Origin of the sequence: Actinoplanes oryzae (genome assembly GCF_030757795.1) — a bacterium.
Taxonomy (GTDB): Bacteria; Actinomycetota; Actinomycetes; order Mycobacteriales; family Micromonosporaceae; genus Actinoplanes.
Genome location: NZ_JAUQWH010000087.1, coordinates 1 through 19,577 on the forward strand (window position 1 = coordinate 1; position 19,577 = coordinate 19,577).

13 protein-coding genes and 1 pseudogene are annotated in these 19,577 nt (G+C 71.9%); 4 read left to right on the plus strand and 10 right to left on the minus strand.

Translation table 11 applies throughout. From position 1 onward, the window contains the following. The 8 genes and pseudogenes from whiA to rsgA all read right to left on the minus strand — a co-directional run. Positions 1–874 (minus strand): DNA-binding protein WhiA (gene whiA / locus RBH18_RS25595; protein WP_306212184.1); only part of this gene is annotated, 874 nt, incomplete at its 3' end. Between the two features lie 43 nt (positions 875–917). Next, positions 918–2,042, minus strand: a complete 1,125-nt coding sequence (locus tag RBH18_RS25600) for a gluconeogenesis factor YvcK family protein (RefSeq protein WP_306212161.1) — start codon at positions 2,040–2,042, stop codon at positions 918–920. After that, entirely contained in the window at positions 2,039–2,935 is an 897-nt protein-coding gene (rapZ, locus tag RBH18_RS25605) for an RNase adapter RapZ (RefSeq protein ID WP_306212186.1), read from the minus strand. The genes RBH18_RS25600 and rapZ overlap by 4 nt, the downstream gene beginning before the upstream one ends. Positions 2,936–3,650: 715 nt before the next feature. After that, positions 3,651–5,789 (minus strand): annotated as a pseudogene (gene uvrC / locus RBH18_RS25610) (excinuclease ABC subunit UvrC); the annotation flags it as partial. Between the two features lie 335 nt (positions 5,790–6,124). Further along, positions 6,125–6,667 carry a Rieske (2Fe-2S) protein gene (locus tag RBH18_RS25615; RefSeq protein ID WP_306212162.1) on the minus strand — a complete coding sequence of 181 codons (543 nt, stop codon included), beginning with the start codon at positions 6,665–6,667 and terminating at the stop codon, positions 6,125–6,127. Between the two features lie 380 nt (positions 6,668–7,047). Then, the gene (uvrA, locus tag RBH18_RS25620) at positions 7,048–10,068 is read right to left on the minus strand and encodes an excinuclease ABC subunit UvrA (protein WP_306212163.1); all 3,021 of its coding nucleotides are present in this window, start codon (positions 10,066–10,068) and stop codon (positions 7,048–7,050) included. Positions 10,069–10,198: 130 nt separating this feature from the next. Next, positions 10,199–11,983 (minus strand): hypothetical protein, encoded by a 1,785-nt coding sequence (locus RBH18_RS25625; RefSeq protein ID WP_306212164.1) that lies wholly within the window; start codon positions 11,981–11,983, stop codon positions 10,199–10,201. Positions 11,984–12,011: 28 nt separating this feature from the next. Further along, positions 12,012–13,031: a ribosome small subunit-dependent GTPase A gene (gene rsgA / locus RBH18_RS25630; protein WP_306212165.1), complete on the minus strand. Its 1,020-nt coding sequence runs from the start codon at positions 13,029–13,031 to the stop codon at positions 12,012–12,014. A gap of 151 nt (positions 13,032–13,182) precedes the next feature. Here rsgA and RBH18_RS25635 point away from each other — a divergent pair, with 151 nt between their 5' ends. The 3 genes from RBH18_RS25635 to RBH18_RS25645 all read left to right on the plus strand — a co-directional run bounded on the left by RBH18_RS25635 (position 13,183) and on the right by RBH18_RS25645 (position 15,361). Continuing rightward, positions 13,183–13,884 (plus strand): maleylpyruvate isomerase family mycothiol-dependent enzyme, encoded by a 702-nt coding sequence (locus RBH18_RS25635; protein ID WP_306212166.1) that lies wholly within the window; start codon positions 13,183–13,185, stop codon positions 13,882–13,884. Positions 13,885–13,894: 10 nt separating this feature from the next. Continuing rightward, complete coding sequence (locus RBH18_RS25640) at positions 13,895–14,548, plus strand: MBL fold metallo-hydrolase (RefSeq protein ID WP_306212167.1); 654 nt, start codon at positions 13,895–13,897, stop codon at positions 14,546–14,548. A 171-nt stretch (positions 14,549–14,719) separates the two neighbouring features. Next, positions 14,720–15,361, plus strand: coding sequence for an ATP-dependent Clp protease proteolytic subunit (locus RBH18_RS25645; RefSeq protein ID WP_306212168.1), 642 nt, complete (start codon positions 14,720–14,722; stop codon positions 15,359–15,361). A 657-nt stretch (positions 15,362–16,018) separates the two neighbouring features. Here the strand turns inward: RBH18_RS25645 and RBH18_RS25650 are convergent. Next, the gene (locus RBH18_RS25650) at positions 16,019–16,444 is read right to left on the minus strand and encodes an uL11 family ribosomal protein (protein WP_305786426.1); all 426 of its coding nucleotides are present in this window, start codon (positions 16,442–16,444) and stop codon (positions 16,019–16,021) included. Between the two features lie 202 nt (positions 16,445–16,646). After that, positions 16,647–17,459 carry a transglycosylase SLT domain-containing protein gene (locus RBH18_RS25655; protein ID WP_306212169.1) on the minus strand — a complete coding sequence of 271 codons (813 nt, stop codon included), beginning with the start codon at positions 17,457–17,459 and terminating at the stop codon, positions 16,647–16,649. 160 nt (positions 17,460–17,619) lie between these two features. On the opposite strand from RBH18_RS25655, the gene typA reads away from it, so the two are divergent. Beyond that, entirely contained in the window at positions 17,620–19,488 is a 1,869-nt protein-coding gene (gene typA, locus RBH18_RS25660) for a translational GTPase TypA (RefSeq protein WP_306212170.1), read from the plus strand. Positions 19,489–19,577: the final 89 nt, after the last annotated feature.

A 19,577-nucleotide genomic window follows, 5' to 3' on the forward strand; every position in this document is an offset into this window, starting at 1 on the left:
CATGCACCGGCTCGGCATGACCCACGACCCGGCGTCCGAGCTCCTCCAGGCTGGCCTGCCGGTGCTCGAGGCGGAGCTGACCGGCCGAGGTGAGGTGGTTCGGCGCCTCCTCGGAGAGGATCTCCAGGGCTCGGGTGACCCGGGCCGCCGCCGCCACGGCCGCGCGGGCCGAGCGGCGCAGGTTCGCGTCGTCGAAGTTGGCGAGGCGGTTGGCGGTGGCGCGCACCTCCCGGCGTACCCGGCGCTCCTCCCAGGCCAGCACGCTGGCGTGCGCTCCTATGCGGGTGAGCAGCGCGGAGATCGCGTCCCCGTCCTTGATGACCACCCGGTCGACGCCGCGCACCTCGCGCTCCTTGGCGGTGATGCCGATGCGCCGGGCCGCGCCACGCAGGGCGAGGGCCGCCTCCGGGCCGGGGCAGGTGATCTCCAGCGCGCTGGAGCGGCCGGGCTCGGTCAGCGAGCCGTGCGCCATGAACGCGCCCCGCCACGCCGCGACCGCACAGCACACGTTGGCCGACACGACGTGCGGCGGCAGGCCCCGGACGGGACGGCCCCGCACGTCGAGCAGGCCGGTCTGGCGGGCCAGGGCCTCGCCGTCCTTGACGATGCGCACGATGTAGTGGCTGCCCTTGCGCAGGCCGCCGGAGGCGAGGACGTGCACCTCGCTCGGGTAGCCGTACACGTCGGCGATCTCGCGCCGCAGCCGCCGGGCGACGGCGCCGGTGTCGAGCTCGGCCTCGACGACCACCCGGCCGGAGACGATGTGCAGCCCCCCGGCGAACCGCAGGAGGGCGGCCATCTCCGCACGGCGGCAGCACGGCTTGGGTACGTCGACCCGGCTCAGCTCGTCCTTCACCGCTGCCGTCATCGCCATCTCGAAAGTCACCTCATGCTGTGTGTAGCGGTACGCCAGTTGCTTAACGATCGTCGCCGAGGACCGGCACCAGTGCCGTGCCCAACGACTCAGGATCATGCCGGGGACTGCCGTCGGCCGTGGCCAGCGGGGCCAGCACGAGGCGCGCCCCGAGCGCCTCGGCGGCCCGGTGCACCGGATCGGGCTCGCCCACCCACTTCGCATCGGCCAGCACGGTGTCGATCCGCAGCTCCGGCAGGTACCAGTGCAGCGCCGCCAGGTGATCGGCCACCGACAGGCCCGCCGTCTCGTTGTCGGCCGCCAGGTTGAGCGTCACCAGCCGCCGCGCCGGGCTCGCCACGATCGCCGCCGCCAGCTCCGGCACCAGCAGGTGCGGCAGCACGCTCGTGTACCAGCTGCCGGGACCGAAGATCAACCAGTCGGCCGCCCCGATCGCCGCCAGCGCCGCCGGGCACGCGGGCGGGGCCGGCGGATCGATCCGCAGCGCCTCGATGTGGCCGGGCGTCACCGCCACGGCGTGCTGCCCGCACACGGTCACGATGTCGTCCGGGCGCGCCGGGTCGCCCCCGCGCACGTCGGCCTCGATCCCGACGGCGTGCTCGGCCATGGGCAACACCTGGCCCCGGGCGCCGACCATCCACCCGGCGTGGCGCAGCGCCTCGACCGGGTCGTCCATGAGCTCCATCAGGCCCAGCAGCAGCAGGTTGCCGACGGCATGCCCGGCGAGCGGGTCGTCCTTGCCACCCACCGAGGCGATGCGCCGGTCGACGTTGCCCCAGCCGGACTTGACCGGTTTCGCGTCCGCCGGTATCCCGTCCGCCGGCTTCCCGTCCGCCGGCTTCCCGTTCGCCGGTCTTCCGTCCGCCGGTTTTCCGTCCGCCGCCGGCGACGCCCCCACCGGCGCGAAGCGGTGCTGCAGCAGCTTGACCGTGGTCTGGTGCGCCGGGTTGTCGGCGGCCAGCGCCGAGAGGGCCATGCGCAGGTCGCCGGGCGGCAGCTGGGCGTCCCGCTCGGCGCGCAGGCGACCGCTCGAGCCGCCGTTGTCGCCGACGGTCACCACGGCGGTGATGTCCAGCTCCAGTGCCGGCCCGGTCAGCCGCAGCGCCTTCAGCGAGGCCGCGAGCCCGTGCCCCCCGCCGAAGGCGACCACTCGTAACGGGCGGGTCACTCGCGCCCCAGGTCTCGGTGGGAGGTGTGCGCGGAGAGACGGATGTCGCGCAGGCGGGCGGTCAGCTCCTCGGCGATCGCCACGCTGCGGTGCTTGCCGCCGGTGCACCCCACGGCCACGGTCAGGTAGCGCTTGCCCTCCCGCTCGAAGCCGGGCGCCGTGGCCGCGATCAGCCCGGCGTACGTCCCCACGAAGTCGCCGGCGCCCTCCTGGCCCAGGACGTAGCTGCTGACGCCCTCCTCCAGGCCGGTGTGGTCGCGCAGCTCCGGCACCCAGAACGGGTTGGGCAGGAACCGGGCGTCGAGCACGTAGTCGGCGTCGGGCGGCAGCCCATACTTGAAGCCGAACGACAGCACGGTGATCCGCAGCCGGCGCGCGTCCTCGCCGCCGAAGAGCTCCTCCACCCGGCGGCGCAGCTGATTCACGTTGAGATGGCTGGTGTCGATGATGACGTCCGCCTGCTCGCGCGCCTCCTCGAGCAGCTTGCGCTCGGCGGCGATCCCGTCGGCCAGACGCCCGTCGCCCTGCAGCGGGTGCGAACGGCGCACCGACTCGAAGCGCCGGATCAGCACCTCGTCGTCGGCGTCCACGAACACCACGCGCGGCGAGAAGCCCCGATCCTTGAGCGCCCGCACCGCCCCGGCCAGGTCGGTCGAGAACGCCCGGCTCCGCACGTCGAGCACCATCGCCGTGCGCCGGGCCGCGCCGCCGGCGGCGAACGCCAGCTGGGCCATGTCGAGCATCAGCGCCTGAGGCAGGTTGTCGACGACGTAGAAGCCGACGTTCTCCAGGGCGCGGGCCACCGTGCTGCGGCCGCCCCCGGACACCCCGGTCACCACGACGAGGTCCGTGGCGGCCTCGTCGGGCGACGGCTCCGGAGCGAAGTCCGGCATCGACTCGGTCACGTGCTCCTCCTGCGCCCCTCTTGCCCCTGCGTTGTCCAGTCTCCGCGGCCGCGATCCGGCCGCCCGTGCCCCGCCCTGCCCGGGGGGACACTGCATCCTAGGCCGACGCGCCCACCCGGGGCGGCCGGACATGGTGTCCGCTACCCGATCCGCGCAGCCCGGCGAACCGGTCCGGGCGAGCCGCTCGCGGATCAAGGCCGCCCGGACGCTGCGGCAATCACGGCGCGTTCCCGCCCGGTCGCAGTCACCCCTCGGCGAAACGGTGACAACGGACACCCGTATTCCACCCGCCCCGCAGCTCACACCCGGTGCCAGCGCCACAGCGCACCGCGACCACCCGCCCGGATGACCCGCCCGGCCCGGCCGTGGCCTAGTCGGTCGGCACCTCGACAGCAGGCGACGACGGCGGCGTCAGCGGCGAGCCCGCCGGCTCCGCGGAATCAACGACATCCCGGGGCGGCGCGATCCGCCCCGTGAGATCGACACCATCCCGGGGCGACGCGGCCGGCTCCGCGGGATCGGCGACATGCCGGGGTGGCGCGGCCGGCTCCGCGGAGTCGGCGACATGCCGGGGCGGGGGTGGAGGTGCCTGCGGCCGGCGCACCCGGTTGCGGTTGGCGCCCGGCTTCGTCCGCCCCGCGCCACCGGCCGGCGTCGCGGCCGTCTCGCCGGCATCGCCCTCGGCGGCCGGCGCCGCGGCGGGCGCGAGGGCGGCCAGCACAGCCTCCGCGGTACGCCGCCCGATGCCCGGGACCTCGGTGATCTCCTCCGGCGTCGCCTGCCCGAGCCGCTTGAGCGACCCGAAGTGCCGCAGCAGCGCCTTGCGCCGCGTCTCCCCCAGGCCCGGGATCTGGTCGAGCGCCGACGCGGTCATCCGCTTGGACCGCTTCTGCCGGTGATAGGTGATGGCGAACCGGTGCGCCTCGTCCCGGACGCGCTGCAGCAGGTAGAGGGCCTCGGACGTGCGCGGGAAGATCACCGGGAAGTCCTCGCCGGGCAGCCACACCTCCTCGAGCCGCTTGGCCAGCCCGCACAGCGCGACGTCGGTGACCCCGAGGTCGGACAGCACCGCGGCCACCGCGTTGACCTGCGGCTGGCCGCCGTCCACGACGACGAGCTGCGGCGGATAGGCGAACCGGCGCGGCCGCCCCGTCTCCGGGTCGATCCCGGGCAGCTCCTTGGTAGCCACGTCGTCGCCACCATCGCCGGCGCCTTCGTCGACATCGGACCCGACAAGCCCGGCGACGTCGGACCCGGCAAGCCCGGCGACATCGGACCCGGCGAGCCCGGCGACGTCAGACCCGGCAAGCCCGGCGACATCGGACCCGGCGAGCCCGGCGACATCGGACCCGGCAAGCCCGGCGACATTGGATCCGGCAAGCCCCGGCTCGCCGGAGGGCCCGGGCTCGGCATCCGGGGACCCGAGCGGCGAGGCGTCCGCCTTGTAGCGCGCGAACCGCCGGCGCATCACCTCGCTCATCGCGGCCAGGTCGTCGACGCCGCTGCCGTCGGGGTTGCCCCGGACCGCGAACCGGCGGTACTCGCTCTTGCGCGGCAGCCCGTCCTCGAAGACGACCATGCTGGCGACGACGTCGGTGGCCTGGATGTGCGAGACGTCGTAGCACTCGATGCGCAGCGGGGCGGACTCCATGCCCAGGGCCTCGGCGATCTCGTCGAGGGCCTTGCTGCGGGTGGTCAGGTCGCCGGCGCGGCGCAGCTTGTGCCGCTGCAGGGACTCGCCGGCGTTGCGGGCGACCGTCTCCAGCAGGGTGCGCTTGTCGCCGCGCTGCGGCACGCGCAGGGTGACGCGGCTGCCCCGGTGCTCGGAGAGCCAGCTCTCCAGCGCGGCGACGTCCGGCGGGAGCTCGGGCACGAGCAGCTCGCGGGGCACGTCGGCCTCGCCGTGCTCTTCGCCGTAGACCTGGCTGCAGAAGTGGTGCACGAGGTCGCCGGTGGTCAGGTCCTCCGTCTTCTCGACCACCCAGCCGCGCTGACCGCGGACCCGGCCGTCGCGGACGTGGAAGACCTGCACCGCGGCCTCGAGCGGGTCGTCGGCGAACGCGACCACGTCGGCGTCGGTGCCGTCACCGAAGACGACGGTCTGCTTCTCCATCGCCCGGCGCAGCGCCCCGATGTCGTCGCGCAGCCGGGCCGCCTTCTCGAAGTCGAGCTGCTCGGAGGCGTCGAGCATCTCGCGCTCGAGCCGCTTGACGAACGTGTCGGTGCGCCCGGCCATGAAGTCGCAGAAATCGTCCACGATGGCCCGGTGCTCCTCGGCGGAGACCTGACCCACGCAGGGCGCGGAGCACTTGCCGATGTAACCGAGCAGGCACGGGCGGCCGATCTGGCCGGACCGTTTGAACACACCGGACGAACACGTGCGCGCGGGGAACACCCGCAGGAGGAGATCCAGGGTCTCCCGGATCGCCCAGGCATGACTGTACGGCCCGAAGTAGCGCACGCCCTTGCGCTTGGCCCCGCGCATCACCTGCAGCCGGGGGAACTCCTCGTTCAACGTCACGGCGAGGAACGGGTAGGACTTGTCGTCGCGGTACTTGACGTTGAACCGGGGGTCGAACTCCTTGATCCAGTTGAACTCGAGCTGGAGGGCCTCGACCTCGCTGCCCACGGTGACCCAGTCGACCGCCGCGGCGGTGGTGACCATCTGCTGCGTGCGCGCGTGCAGGGTCCACGTGTCGGCGAAGTAGGAATTCAGCCGGTTGCGCAGGCTCTTGGCCTTGCCGACGTAGATGACGCGGCCGGTCGGATCACGGAAACGGTAGACACCGGGGGCGTCCGGGATGGTCCCGGGCGCCGGCCGGTAGCTGGACGGGTCAGGCACACTTCCACACTAGTGCGGCCCCCTGACATTATTTCCGGGCCGGAGGTCCGTCGCCGCCGCCACGGCGCCGGGCCCCCGGTCCGCCATCCCGCCCGGCACAGACCACGAGCAGGCAGCGCCCGCTCCGTGAGCAGAACACGCCGCGAGAAGACCACGCCCCGAGGACGCCGGCGCAGCGAGAAGACCGCGCGCAGCGAGACGACCGCGCACAGCGGAACGACCGCGCGCAGCAAGCAGCCGCGGACCGGAGCCCGCGGCTGACATGGCGAAACTGGGGCCGGTCGCGCCGGCAGGGTCACGGACCGGCCCCGGCTCATGGACGGGCCTGTGCCGCCCTAGGCAGCGACGATGTTGTCGCCGTCCTGCTTGACCTTGGTCTCCGGGAGCGCCTTCGTGGCCGGGCCGCCGGTGGGCGAGCCGTCGCTGATGTCGAAGGTGCTGTTGTGGCACGGGCAGAAGATGTTCGTGCCGTCGATCTTCGTGACCGGGCAGCCCTGGTGGGTGCAGATCTTGCTGAAGGCCTTGAAGGTGCCGGCCTCCGGCTGGGTGATGACGTAGTCACCCTTGATGATGCCGCCGCCCTCGGGGACGTCGGCCACGGCCGCGAGCACGGTGCCGCTGCTCGAGTCGGCGGCGCCGCCCGCCGGGGCGGTCGCGCTGCCGGCCGGGTTCGGGTTGTCGCTGAAGTCGCCGCCGTTGGCGCCGGTCGAGCTGCTGCTGCCGCTGGTGTTCGTGCCGCAGGCGGCGAGGAGACACCCGGCGCCGAGCGCGCCCGCACCCGCGAGCACGACGCGCCGCGAACCGGCGAGGCGCGGCCCCGGGGTCTGCTCGCCGGCGCTCGTGGTCTCCACGTCGGCCCTCGTCTGCACGTCAGTCATCTGTTCGCCAAACCCTTCGATGTACCCGCTGTTCCGCATGATGAGGTCACACGGCGTTGCTTGTAGATACGCGCGGTTCCACGGTGTGGTTCATGGCCACCGAGGGAAAATTATCCGTCGTTTCCGGCACGTTCCGGGCCGGATCCGGCCGACCGCCCGTCGACCCTGCGTGCGCACAGGCTGCCAGTGCTCGCTGGGAGTTACCTGAAATTTCAAGCAACGCGGCCTGGACAGGCAGCGGCTCCCCGTCACCCCGGCCCGACCAGGCAGATGCTTCCTGCCACCCGGCCTGAACAGGCAGAGGCTCCCTCCACCGGGCCGGCGACGCGGGAGCAGGCAGCGGCGCCTCGCGGAAACGAGACGCCGCTGCGAGCGGAACCTCAGGCGGTGGCGGCCTTCGCGCGCGAGCGGGTCGTCCGCGGCTTCGGGGTCTCCTCCACCGCCGCGGTCGCCGTCGCCCGCGGCTTGCGCGCCGCCGCGGTCTTGGCCGGCGTCTTGCCGCCGTTGTTCGCCTTGGCGGCGCGCGCCGCGGCCGACGGGGAGCCGCTCGCCTTGCCCTCGAGCCCGAGCATCGGACGCAGGAACTGGCCGGTGTGGCTCTCCGGCACCTCGGCCAGCTCCTCGGGCGTGCCGGTGGCGAGCACCGTGCCGCCCTTGTTGCCGCCCTCGGGGCCCATGTCGATCAGCCAGTCCGCGGTCTTGATCACGTCGAGGTTGTGCTCGATCGTGATGACCGTGTTGCCCTTGTCGACCAGGCCGTTGAGCACCAGAAGCAGCTTGCGGATGTCCTCGAAGTGCAGGCCCGTGGTCGGCTCGTCCAGCACGTAGACGGTCCGGCCGGTCGAGCGCTTCTGCAGCTCGGAGGCGAGCTTGACGCGCTGCGCCTCGCCGCCGGACAGGGTGGGCGCCGGCTGGCCCAGCCGCACGTAGCCCAGGCCCACCTCCACCAGCGTCTTGAGGTGCCGGTGGATGCTCGTGATGGCCTGGAAGAACTCCGCGGCCTCCTCGATCGGCATGTTGAGCACTTCGGAGATCGTCTTGCCCTTGTAGTGCACCTCGAGGGTCTCCCGGTTGTACCGGGCGCCCTTGCAGACCTCGCAGGGGACGTACACGTCGGGCAGGAAGTTCATCTCGATCTTGATCGTGCCGTCACCGGAGCAGTTCTCGCAGCGGCCGCCCTTGACGTTGAACGAGAACCGGCCCGGCCCGTAGCCGCGGACCTTGGCCTCGGGCGTCTCGGCGAACAGCTTGCGGATGTTGTCGAACACGCCCGTGTACGTGGCCGGGTTGGACCGCGGGGTGCGCCCGATCGGCGACTGGTCGACGCCGACGACCTTGTCGACGTTGTCGAGGCCGGTGATCCGGGTGTGCCGCCCCGGGACCATGCGCGCGCCGTTGATCTGGTTGGCCAGCACCGTGTAGAGGATGTCGTTGACCAGCGTCGACTTGCCCGAGCCGGACACGCCCGTCACGGCGATGAACTGCCCCAGCGGGAACGGGACGGTGACGTTGCGCAGGTTGTGCTCGCGCGCGCCCTGCACGACCAGCTCCCGGCCGGGCGTCTGCGGGCGGCGGATCACCGGCGTCGGGATCTGCTTGCGCCCCGACAGGTACGCCCCGGTGGGCGACTGCTTGTTCGCCAGCAGCCCCTTCACCGAGCCCGAGTGCACGATCTGCCCGCCGTGCTCCCCGGCGCCGGGGCCGATGTCGACCACCCAGTCCGCCGTACGGATGGTGTCCTCGTCGTGCTCGACCACGATGAGCGTGTTGCCGAGGTTGCGCAGCCGCACCAGGGTTTCGATGAGCCGGTGGTTGTCGCGCTGGTGCAGGCCGATCGACGGCTCGTCCAGCACGTAGAGCACGCCGACCAGGCCGGAGCCGATCTGCGTCGCGAGCCGGATGCGCTGCGCCTCGCCGCCGGAGAGCGTGCCGGCGCCACGGTCGAGCGACAGGTAGTCCAGGCCGACGTCGACCAGGAACTGCAGGCGCGCGTTGATCTCCTTGAGCACCCGCTCGGCGATCATCTTCTGCCGGTCGTCGAGCTCGAGGCCGGCGAGCAGCTCGGCGCACTCCCCGATCGACAGGTTGCACACCTCGGCGATGCTCTTGCCCGAGACCGTGACCGCCAGCACCTCGGGCTTGAGCCGCGTGCCCCCGCACGTGGGGCACGGGATGTCGCGCATGTAGCCCTCGTACTTGTCGCGCGACCAGTCGCTCTCGGTGTCGTTGTGCCGGCGCTCGATCCACTGCACCACCCCCTCGAAGCCGGTGTAGTAGGAGCGCTCGCGGCCGTACTTGTTGCGGTAGCGGACGTGGACCTGGTCCTCCGACCCGTACAGGATCGTCTTCTGCGCCCGGGTGGGCAGCGCCCGCCAGGGGGTGTCCAGGCTGAAGCCCTCGGCCTTGCCCAGCGCCTCGAGCAGCCGCAGGAAGTACTCGAGCGTCGAGCCGCCGGACCACGGCTGGATCGCGCCCTCGCGCAGGCTGCGCTCCTCGTCCGGGATGATCAGCTCGGGGTCGACCTCCTTCTTCGTGCCGATGCCGGTGCACTCGGGGCAGGCACCGTAGGGCGCGTTGAAGGAGAAGACCCGCGGCTCGAGGTCTTCGATCGCCAGCGGGTGCTCGTTGGGGCACGCCAGGTGCTCGGAGAAGAGCCGCTCGCGATGCGGGTCGTCCTCGGGCAGGTCGACGAAGTCGAGCAGCAGGATGCCGTTGGCCAGGCCGAGCGCGGACTCCACCGAGTCGGTGAGGCGCTGCTTGCTCGACGCCTTGACGCTGAGGCGGTCGACGACCACCTCGATGGTGTGCTTCTCCTGCTTCTTGAGCTTGGGCGGCTCGGTCAGCGGATAGACCGTGCCGTCGACGCGGGCGCGCGCGTAGCCCTTGCCCTGCAGCTCGGCGAAGAGGTCGACATATTCGCCCTTGCGGCCGCGCACCACCGGGGCGAGCACCATGAACCGGGTGCCCTCCTCCATGGCGAGGACCCGGTCGACGATCTGCTGCGGGGTCTGCTTGCTGATCCGCTCGCCGCAGACCGGGCAGTGCGGGATGCCCGTGCGCGCGAAGAGCAGGCGCAGATAGTCGTAGACCTCGGTGATCGTGCCCACGGTCGAGCGCGGGTTGCGCGAGGTCGACTTCTGGTCGATCGAGACGGCCGGCGACAGGCCCTCGATGAAGTCGACGTCGGGCTTGTCCATCTGCCCGAGGAACTGCCGTGCGTACGAGGACAGCGACTCCACGTAGCGGCGCTGGCCCTCGGCGAAGATCGTGTCGAAGGCGAGGCTGGACTTGCCGGAGCCGCTCAGCCCGGTGAACACGATCATCGCGTCGCGGGGCAGGTCAAGAGAAACGTCGCGCAGGTTGTGCTCCCGCGCGCCGCGGATAGTCAGTCGGTCGGCCACAGCCAGCCACTCCGTACGTCTGAGAAGAATGGGCGCCGAAACCCTAGCGAGGGGGTACGACATTTTTTCGGCCGCCGAGATGCAGCGCCCTACGACACCTCGTTGTTCCCCGCGGTCCGGCGGAAGATCATCACCCGGCCGGGTGAACGAGCCCCAGCACATCCCACAGCTGCACGCCGCCGACCTGCTGCGGCTGCTCCCCCAGGAGACCCGTCACGGTCGCCTGCAGTTCTTCATAGTGCTCGGTTCCGGGCACGAGAACCACCGCAGCGGCACGCCAATACGTGAGATCGGCAACTGCCGCCGCGCGATCAGCGGTGGTGACCACCGGCACCTGACCGTACGCCTGAACCGAGCGCAACATCGAATCGGTCGGCCGCGCCGGGGCGTTCCACGAGCCCGTGCCGTCCGCCGACGGTCCCATGAAGTAGCCGCGCGGCACCTCGAAGCCCAGCCCCGACAGCGCGAACCAGCGCATGCCGGCCCGCCCGTTGGTCACCTCGGGCAACGGCACGGTCACGAGCGTGCGGCCCTCGGGCACGTACCGCTCGTACATCTTCTCCGCGATGAAGGGCGGCAGCCGGTCGGCGGCGACCACCGGCAGCGGCTTGGGCAGCACCGGGACGACGGCCACCACCAGCAGCACCCAGAAGCGCTTGCGGTTGCGGCGCGACAGCCGCCGGACCCGGTCGCAGGCGACGGCGAGCAGCACGCCGATGATCGTCGCGGGCACCATCGCGAAGCGCGTCACACTGACGAGGTCGATCACGGGCACGTGCTGGATCAGCGCGAAGGGCAGCGGGATGCCGGTGTCGTGGCCGCCCACGCGCAGCTCGGGGCCCATGGACATGAGCAGCAGCACCCCGGCCGCGATGATCGCGGCGCGCGGGGCGGCACTGTTCCACAGCATCACGGCCGCGATGACGAGCAGGACGAGCAGCGGAAGGCCCCAGAACGTGTTGTCCTCGGTCGGGCTCACGCTGAGCGCGCGGGCGATGACGCCGTTGCCCGCGAGGGACTGCCGGGCGTACGCCCCGAGCGACAGCAGGTCCGTCACGAACTTGCCCGGCTCGAACGGCTGCCCCGAGTAGCTCTGCGGCCCCGCGAACTGGATGAACAACGGGTAGGCCAGCAGCGCCAGCGCCGTGCCCCCGGCGACCGCGATGCCTGCCGCGAAGTTCCGGGCGGCGGCGCGGGCGACGGCCGGGGCGGAGGCGGCGTAGGCGATCACGAACACGAGCAGGGTGATCGCGGTGAAGAGCAGGACCTCCTCGTTGAGGAACACCTGCAGCACGATGAGCAGCCCGAGGCTCACGCCGCCGCGCCAGACCCGCCCCGGCTCGCGCAGGCGCAGCACCTGCCAGACGATGAAGGGGACGACGAACTGGGCGACGAAGTTCACATGACCGTTGGCGTGGGACACCATCGCGGGGGTGAAGCCGCACCACAGGCCGCCGATCCAGGCGGCGAGCGGTGACCGTACGACATGCTTCTGCAGCACCCACCACCAGGCGAGAGCGGTGCCCGCCAGGCTGAGGGTGAGCAGCAGCACGAGGGTGACCGCCGGGCCGAACAGGTGCGTGACCGGCGCGAACGGCAGGCTGAGGGCCAGCACCGAGGTGTTGGCCATCATGTTGACGCCGTCCGGCACGTTCATCCGGCCGGTGACCAGCGGGTTGTCGCCGTGGAAGAGCACCCGCTCGCCGTGCGCCATGACGAACAGGAAGAAGCCGTGGTCGTCGTCGTTGCTGGCGAGGACCCGGCCGGCCGGGCTGATCCAGAGCTGGATCAGCACCACCACGCTGAGCAGCAGGTAGCTCCCGCCGGCCCAGAGGCTCCTGCGGGCACGGCGGGACGGCGGGGGGCTCGGCACAGGCGTCGCCCGCTCGGCGAAGAGTTCCTCGTCCGTCAGCACCGGAGCAGTGTGCCAGAGACGGCCGGCATCAATGTTGTCTGCGCCGCCCGCCCGCCGCGAGCCGCACGGCCTTGCGGCCGCTCTCATGGGCGACCTCGCGGTGCAGCTTGCGCCAGCTCTCCCAGCGCCGCGAGGTCAGCGTGCCGTCGGCGAGCGCGGCCTGCACGGCACAGCCCGGCTCGGCGTCGTGACGACAGTCACCGAATCGGCAGTCCGCGGCCAGGCCGGCCACGTCCGCGAAGGCCTTGTCCAGGCCCTCGGCCGTGTCCAACAGACCGACCCCGCGGATCCCGGGGGTGTCCAGCACGGCGCCACCCTGCGGCAGCGGCACCAGACTCCGGTACGCCGTGGTGTGCCGCCCCTTCCCGTCGGCACGCCTGATCTCCTGGACGCCCATCACGTCCGCCCCGGCGAGGGCGTTGACGAGACTGGACTTGCCCGCGCCCGAGCGCCCGAGCAGAGCGATCGTCCCGGTGCCGATCCGGTCCCGCAGCGCGCTCACGCCGATCCCTCGCTGCACGCTGACGGCCATCACGTCGACGTCCGGCACCCGGAACTGCCGGACGATCGCCTCGGCGTTGCCGGACATGTCTGACTTCGACAGGATGATGAGCGGCCGGGCGCCGGAGTCCCAGGCAAGCGCCAGCTGACGCTCGATCCGGGCGGCGTCGGGCGCCGGGTGCAGCGGCTCGACGACGGCGACGAGGTCCATGTTGGCGGCGAGCACCTGGCCCGAGGCGTCCTTGCCCGCCGTACGCCGGATCAGCGCCGTGCGGCGAGGCAGCACGATCTCCAGGGTGGTACGCCGGTCCGGCCAGCGGCGCACGACGACCCAGTCCCCGGCGCAGGGCAGGTCGGACGGGTCGGCGGCTGCGGTGATCAGCAGATTGCCGGCCAGGGTGGCGCGGTGCACGCCGTCGGCGGCGTACACGGTGCAGACGCCCCGGTCGGCGCGCAGGACACGCCCGGGAAAAGTGTCGGGGCGATCGAAACGACGATAGGCGGACGCGAGCGTCGCGTCCCAGCCCAGTGCGGGCAGGTCGGACATGTTCCCTCTTAGGAGAAGAGCAGGCGGGCCCCGGATCGGGGTAGGGACAGCACGTGCACCCACCTCCTTCTCGGGTTCTTCGCGACGCGTCTGCTCCGACGGTACGGACGGCCCGACGGCGGGGAAAGCGATATTCCCCTAGGGTTCTCTCGTGACGATGGATCCCTTGGTCCTCATGACCGATGTCGATCAGGCCACCGAGCGGCTCGCCCGCACCGCCGAGGAGCTGCCGCCCGACGCCCAGGGGGCGCCCTGCCTGCTGCCCGGCTGGACGATCGGGCACCTGCTGACCCACGTGGCGCGCAACGCCGACGCGTTCACCAACCTGCTGACCTGGGCGCGGACGGGCGTGGAGACGCCGCCCTACGCGACGCCCACCGCCCGCACCGAGGGCATCGAGGCGGGCCGCCACCGCCCGATCGCCGAGCAGGTCGCCGACATCCGCGACTCCCACGAGCGCTTCGCCGACGCGGCCGCCGCGATGCCCGCCGAGGCGTGGACCTTCCCGCTGCCCACGGCCGGCTCCGCCGCGGCGGTCCCGTGGGGCCGGCTGCGCGAGGTCGAGGTGCACCACGTCGACCTCGGCCGGGCGTACACGCCGGAGGACTGGACCGACGCCTTCGCCCTGCGCCTGCTGCGCGAGATCGCCACGGACCCCGCACCCGCGCTCACGCTCGTGCTGCGCCCGCACGGCCTCGACCACGCCATCACCATCGGTACGCCCACCGCGGCGACCCCCGCCGTCGGCGGCCCCACCCGGGCCCTCGCCGCCTGGCTCGCCGGACGCGGGGACGGCGCCGAGCTGACGGTCTCCCCCGACGGCGAGCTGCCCGTGCCGCCGACCTGGAAATAAGGTGCCTCCCATGACGTACACCGGTGATGTCAGCCGCGGCTCCGCACCCGCCGTCCGCGAGCTGACCGGCCTGACCATGACGAAGGTCTCGGTCGGTGAGATGGACAACAACGCCTACCTGCTCCGCTGTACGGCCGACGGCAGCCAGCTGCTCATCGACGCCGCCAACGACGCGCCGACGCTGCTCGGCCTGATCGGCGACGGCGGCCTGGCCACGGTCGTCACCACCCACCGCCACTGGGACCACCACGGCGCGCTGGCCGAGGTGGTGCGGGCCACCGGCGCCCGTTCCGTGGCCGGGGCCGACGACGCCGCCGAGATCCCCGTGGTGACCGACACCGTCGGCGATGGCGACACGATCACGGTCGGGGACTGCACGCTCGAGGTCATCCACGTGGTGGGGCACACGCCGGGGTCGATCGTGCTGCTCTACCGGGAGCCGGGCGGCATCGCGCACCTGTGGACCGGCGACAGCCTGTTCCCGGGCGGCGTGGGAAACACCCAGAAGGACCCGCAGCGCTTCACGTCGCTGATCAACGACGTCTCGGCGAAGCTGTTCGACCGGCTGCCGGACGACACGTGGTTCTATCCGGGGCACGGCAAGGACTCGACGCTGGGCCGCGAGCGCCCCCACCTCGCGGAGTGGCGAGAGCGGGGCTGGTGATCCCGGCTTTCTCTCTGCGGTCGGCCTGATGTCTCGCCGCTGCCCTCGGCCTGACGTCTCGTCCGCTGCCGTCGGCTTGGCGTCTCTTTCTCTGCCGTCGGCTTAACGTCTCGGGGTCGCCGGGGTGGCGTGCGTATTGTCGGGGGATCCCGAGCGCCCCCGGAGGTTCCCTTGGATCCGCGCCGCGAGACCATGCGCTGGCAGCCCGCCCAGCCGTCGCCCGAGCCCTGGCACCCGCACGCGCCCTGGCCGTCCGGCGCCCCGGGCGGTGCGGGGCCCGGCTTCCCCGGCTGGCTCGAGGAGCGCCTGTTCGACCAGCGCATCGTCATGATCCGCGGCCCGCTCGACGCCCACACCGCCTCCGGGGCCGCCGCGGCGCTGCTCACGCTGGACGCCGCGGGCCCCGAGCCGGTCCAGCTGCACGTCTCCAGCGGCGGCGGCGACCTCAACGCGGCCCACGCCGTCATCGATGTGATCGACGCCATGGCCGCCCCGGTGCACGCCGTGGTGACCTCCGAGGCGGGCGGTGCGGTGCTGGCCGTGCTGGCGGCGGCGGCGAAGCGGTCCGCGTACAGGCACGCCCGCTTCCGCCTCGCCGAGCCCCGCGCCGCGGGCGTCACCGGGACCGCCGACGAGGTCGCGGCCGCGGCGGGGCAGCACCTGCGCGAGCTCGAGGAGGTCGTGCTGCGCCTGGTCGAGGTCACCGGCCAGACCCGGAGCCGCATCGAGGACGACCTCTCCGCGGGCCGCATCCTCTCCGCCGAGGAAGCCCAGCAGTACGGCCTCATCGAGGACATCGTCGGCAAACAGTGACCCGCCGCCTGACCGACCCACGCCGGCGCGCGCATCCGGGCGCCGGCGCACCTCCTGTCCGGACTCCCGGCGGCCCACGACGGCCTGGAGCAGCAAACGGGGACGCGCGACGACCCTGGGGACGGGACGTGAGCGCGCGCACCGGGTCCGGGCCGCCGCGGGCGACGCTCTCAGCGCCCGCGGACGGAACGCGGATGCGCGGAGACTTCTCGGGGTGAACGCCCGCGGAGGCCCCTCGCCGCGGAGAGCCACGCGGCGGAACGCGCGCGGAGAGCCACGCGGCGGAACGCGCGCGGAGGCTTGCGCGGCGGAACCCGGGCGCGCGGCGGAACGCGCGCGGAAAGTCCCGGGGCGGAACGCGGGCGCGCGGTGAGCCGTTCGACGGAACGCGGGCGCGCGGTGAGCCGTTCGACGGAACGCGGGCGCGCGGTGAGCCGTTCGACGGAACGCGGGCGCTTCGGGAGGGTGCGGAAACGCCGACGGCGCGGCTCCCCGGAGGGAACCGCGCCGCGGTGCGTAGCTCGGGTGCTCAACCGCGGCGGACCGGGTCGAGCGAGCGCTCGGCGCCGGGCTGACCGGCGGGAGCGGGCGCTCAGCTCCGGCGAGCCGGGCCGAGCGGTTGGCGCCGGGCAGAGCCCCGCGCCGGTGGTGCCTGCCTCAGCCGGCGACCTTGACGCCCATGGAGCGGGCGGTGCCGGCGACGACCTTGATGGCCGCGTCGAGGTCGTTGGCGTTGAGGTCGGGGAGCTTGCGCTCGGCGATCCCCTTGATCTGGTCCGCGCTCAGGGTGCCCACGGTCTGGGTCAGCGGGTTGGACGCGCCCGACTGGATGCCCAGAGCCTTGCGGATCAGGAAGCTGGTCGGCGGCGTCTTGTAGGTGAGCTGGTGAGAGCGGTCCTCGAAGACGCTCACGATCACCGGGATGATCTCGCCCCGGTTCTTCGCGGTCGCCTCGTCGTACTCCACCTTGACGGCGCGCATGTTGGCGCCGGTCGGGCCGAGCATCTTACCGAGGTCCACCATCGCGGCGTTACCCGCCTCAAGCGCGAGGGTCACCTCATGGGTCTTCTTCTTGGGAGGCATACCGCTAAAGCTCCTTAGTGTGTGCTGCACGGGCCATCGTTCAGGAGCTCGCCAGCATCATCTACGCACGACAACCCCGAGACTTTACTACCGCGCTCGCTCACGGGTCAAAACGCCATGGAGCGGCGGCGCACAGTCTCGGGTTCCAATACCCAGCATAGCTCGCACCCCGCGACCCTCGCCGACGGGTCCACCCCGGGGCTCAGTACCGGTCGCAGTAGCAGGATTCCAGGAGCGAGCGGGTGACGTACACGTATTGCGGGTTGGGCAGTTCCTTGTCCGCGTAGGCCGCGTCGACCGCCCCTCGCCCGGCGTTGTAGCCGGCGATCACCATGTTGAGCAGGCACGTGTCCGACATGCTCTCGCACCGGGCCGAGCTGAGGTCGTACCTGCCGTCGAAGTACTGGTCGCCGAACGCCTTCGTCAGCCAGGCGAGATAGTTGACGCCCAGGATCGCGTTCTGCTTGTAGTCCTGCGCGTCGTAGCCCTGCTCGAAGCGCTGGTTGATGAAGGCCTCGGTGTCGGGCATCACCTGCATGAGGCCGTGGCCGCCGTCGCAGTTGACGATGTTGGACTGCCAGCCGCTTTCGTGCCAGGCCGTGACGAGCACGAGGCGCTTCGGGATCTTGAGGCCGGGCGCCGACTTGGGCCAGTAGCTCCTGGCGGCCGCCGCGGTGAGCGCCGACTTGGCCTTGCTCTTGCTGACCGCCTTGCCGTCGTACTCGGCGCATTCCGGGGCCTGGAAGTTGTTCGGGTCCTCGGTCGGGGTGGCGCTCGTCGTGGCCGGCTTCGGCTTCTTCGACGCCTTCCGCGACTTCGAGGGAGACGGGGAGGGCGAGGGCGTGTCGGACGTCACGTCGGGCTCAGGGGTGACGACTTCCGTCTCCTCCGACGGGACGGCCGCGGCGACTGGTTCGGCCGCGACCGGGTCGGCCTCCTGGTTGTTCATCATCCCGCAGCCCGTGCCCACGACCAGCGCAAGTACCGCCGCCGCCCAGGTGATCCCGCGACCCATCGACGGCCCCTCCCCAGGTAACCGATCAGTGGTCGCACGCTAACAGGAGGCAGCGTCTCCCCGCCGCCCCGGAAAAGGGACGATCAGGACGGGGGCGCAGAGGCGTCCGGCGATCGACCCCGGGGCCGCGACGGCAACCGAGACCGGGGACAATGGGGGTATGCAGACCCGCACCGACCTCCGCAACGTCGCCATCATCGCTCACGTCGACCACGGTAAGACCACCCTGGTCGACGCCATGCTGCGACAGGGCGGGCAGTCCCACGCGCGCGGCGAGATGGAAGACCGCGTCATGGACTCGATGGACCTGGAGCGGGAAAAGGGCATCACCATTCTCGCCAAGAACACGGCGATCAGCTACCAGCCGCCGTCCGGCGACGGCCCCGTCACGATCAACATCATCGACACCCCCGGCCACGCCGACTTCGGCGGTGAGGTCGAGCGCGGCCTCACCATGGTCGACGGCGTCGTGCTGCTCGTCGACGCGTCCGAGGGCCCGCTGCCCCAGACGCGCTTCGTGCTGCGCAAGGCGCTCGCCGCCAAGCTGCCGATCATCCTGGTCATCAACAAGGTCGACCGGCCCGACGCGCGGATCAAGGAGGTCGTCGACGACACGTACGCCCTCTTCTTCGACCTCGACGCCGACGAGACGCAGATCGAGTTCCCGATCGTCTACGCGTGCGCGCGCGACGGCATCGCCTCGCTCAACCAGCCCAAGGACGGCGCCGTCCCCGACGACAGCTCCGACCTCGAGCCGCTGTTCACCACGATCCTCGAGACGATCCCCGCCCCGACCTACACCGAGGGCGCGCCGCTGCAGGCCCACGTCGTCAACCTCGACGCCTCGCCGTTCCTCGGCCGCCTCGCCCTCTGCCGCGTCCACCAGGGCACCATTCGCAAGGGCCAGACCGTCGCCTGGTGCAAGACCGACGGCACGGTCAGCAACGTCCGCATCTCCGAGCTGCTGATCACCGAGGGCCTCGAGCGCAAGCCGGCCGAGAGCGCGGGCCCCGGCGACATCATGGCCATCGCCGGCATCCAGGAGATCATGATCGGTGAGACCCTCGCCGACGCCGAGAACCCGGTGCCCCTGCCGCTGATCAGCGTCGACGAGCCGGCCATCTCCATGGTCCTGGGCACCAACACCTCGCCGCTGGTCGGCAAGGTCAAGGGCGGCAAGGTCACGGCCCGCATGGTCAAGGACCGCCTCGACAAGGAGCTCATCGGCAACGTCTCGCTCCGCGTCCTGCCGACCGACCGCCCCGACGCGTGGGAGGTCCAGGGCCGTGGCGAGCTGGCGCTGGCCATCCTGGTCGAGCAGATGCGCCGCGAGTCCTACGAGCTGACCGTCGGCAAGCCCCAGGTGGTCACCAAGGTCATCGACGGCAAGATCCACGAGCCGGTCGAGCGCCTGACCATCGACGCCCCCGACGAGTACATGGGCGCCATCACCACCCTGCTCTCCACCCGCAAGGGCCGCATGGAGGAGCTCATCAACCACGGCACCGGCTGGCTCCGCATGGAGTGGCTGGTCCCGGCGCGCGGCCTGATCGGCTTCCGCACCGAGTTCCTCACCGAGACCCGCGGCACCGGCATCATGCACCACCTCTTCGAGAAGTACGAGCCGTGGTTCGGCGAGCTCCGCACCCGCCAGAACGGCTCCCTGGTCGCCGACCGCGCCGGCGTCGTGACCGCCTTCGCGATGACCAACCTGCAGGAGCGCGGCCAGCTCTTCGTCGAGCCCACCACCGAGGTCTACGAAGGCATGATCGTCGGCGAGAACAGCCGCGCCGACGACATGGACGTCAACATCACCAAGGAGAAGAAGCTCACCAACATGCGCTCGTCGACCGCCGACGAGACCGAGAAGCTGATCCCGCCGCGCAAGCTGTCCCTGGAGCAGGCCCTCGAGTTCTGCCGCGAGGACGAGTGCGTCGAGGTCACCCCGAGCGCGGTCCGCATCCGCAAGGTCGTCCTCGACCAGCAGACCCGAGGCCGCGCCGCCGCCCGCCGCAAGCACCAGGGCTGAGCGCTTCCCCAGCCGGCAGAGCCCCACTCCCGCTCCGGGGGTGGGGCTCTCCCCTTTCCGGTACGCCACCCGCGCCGCCGCCACGCCAC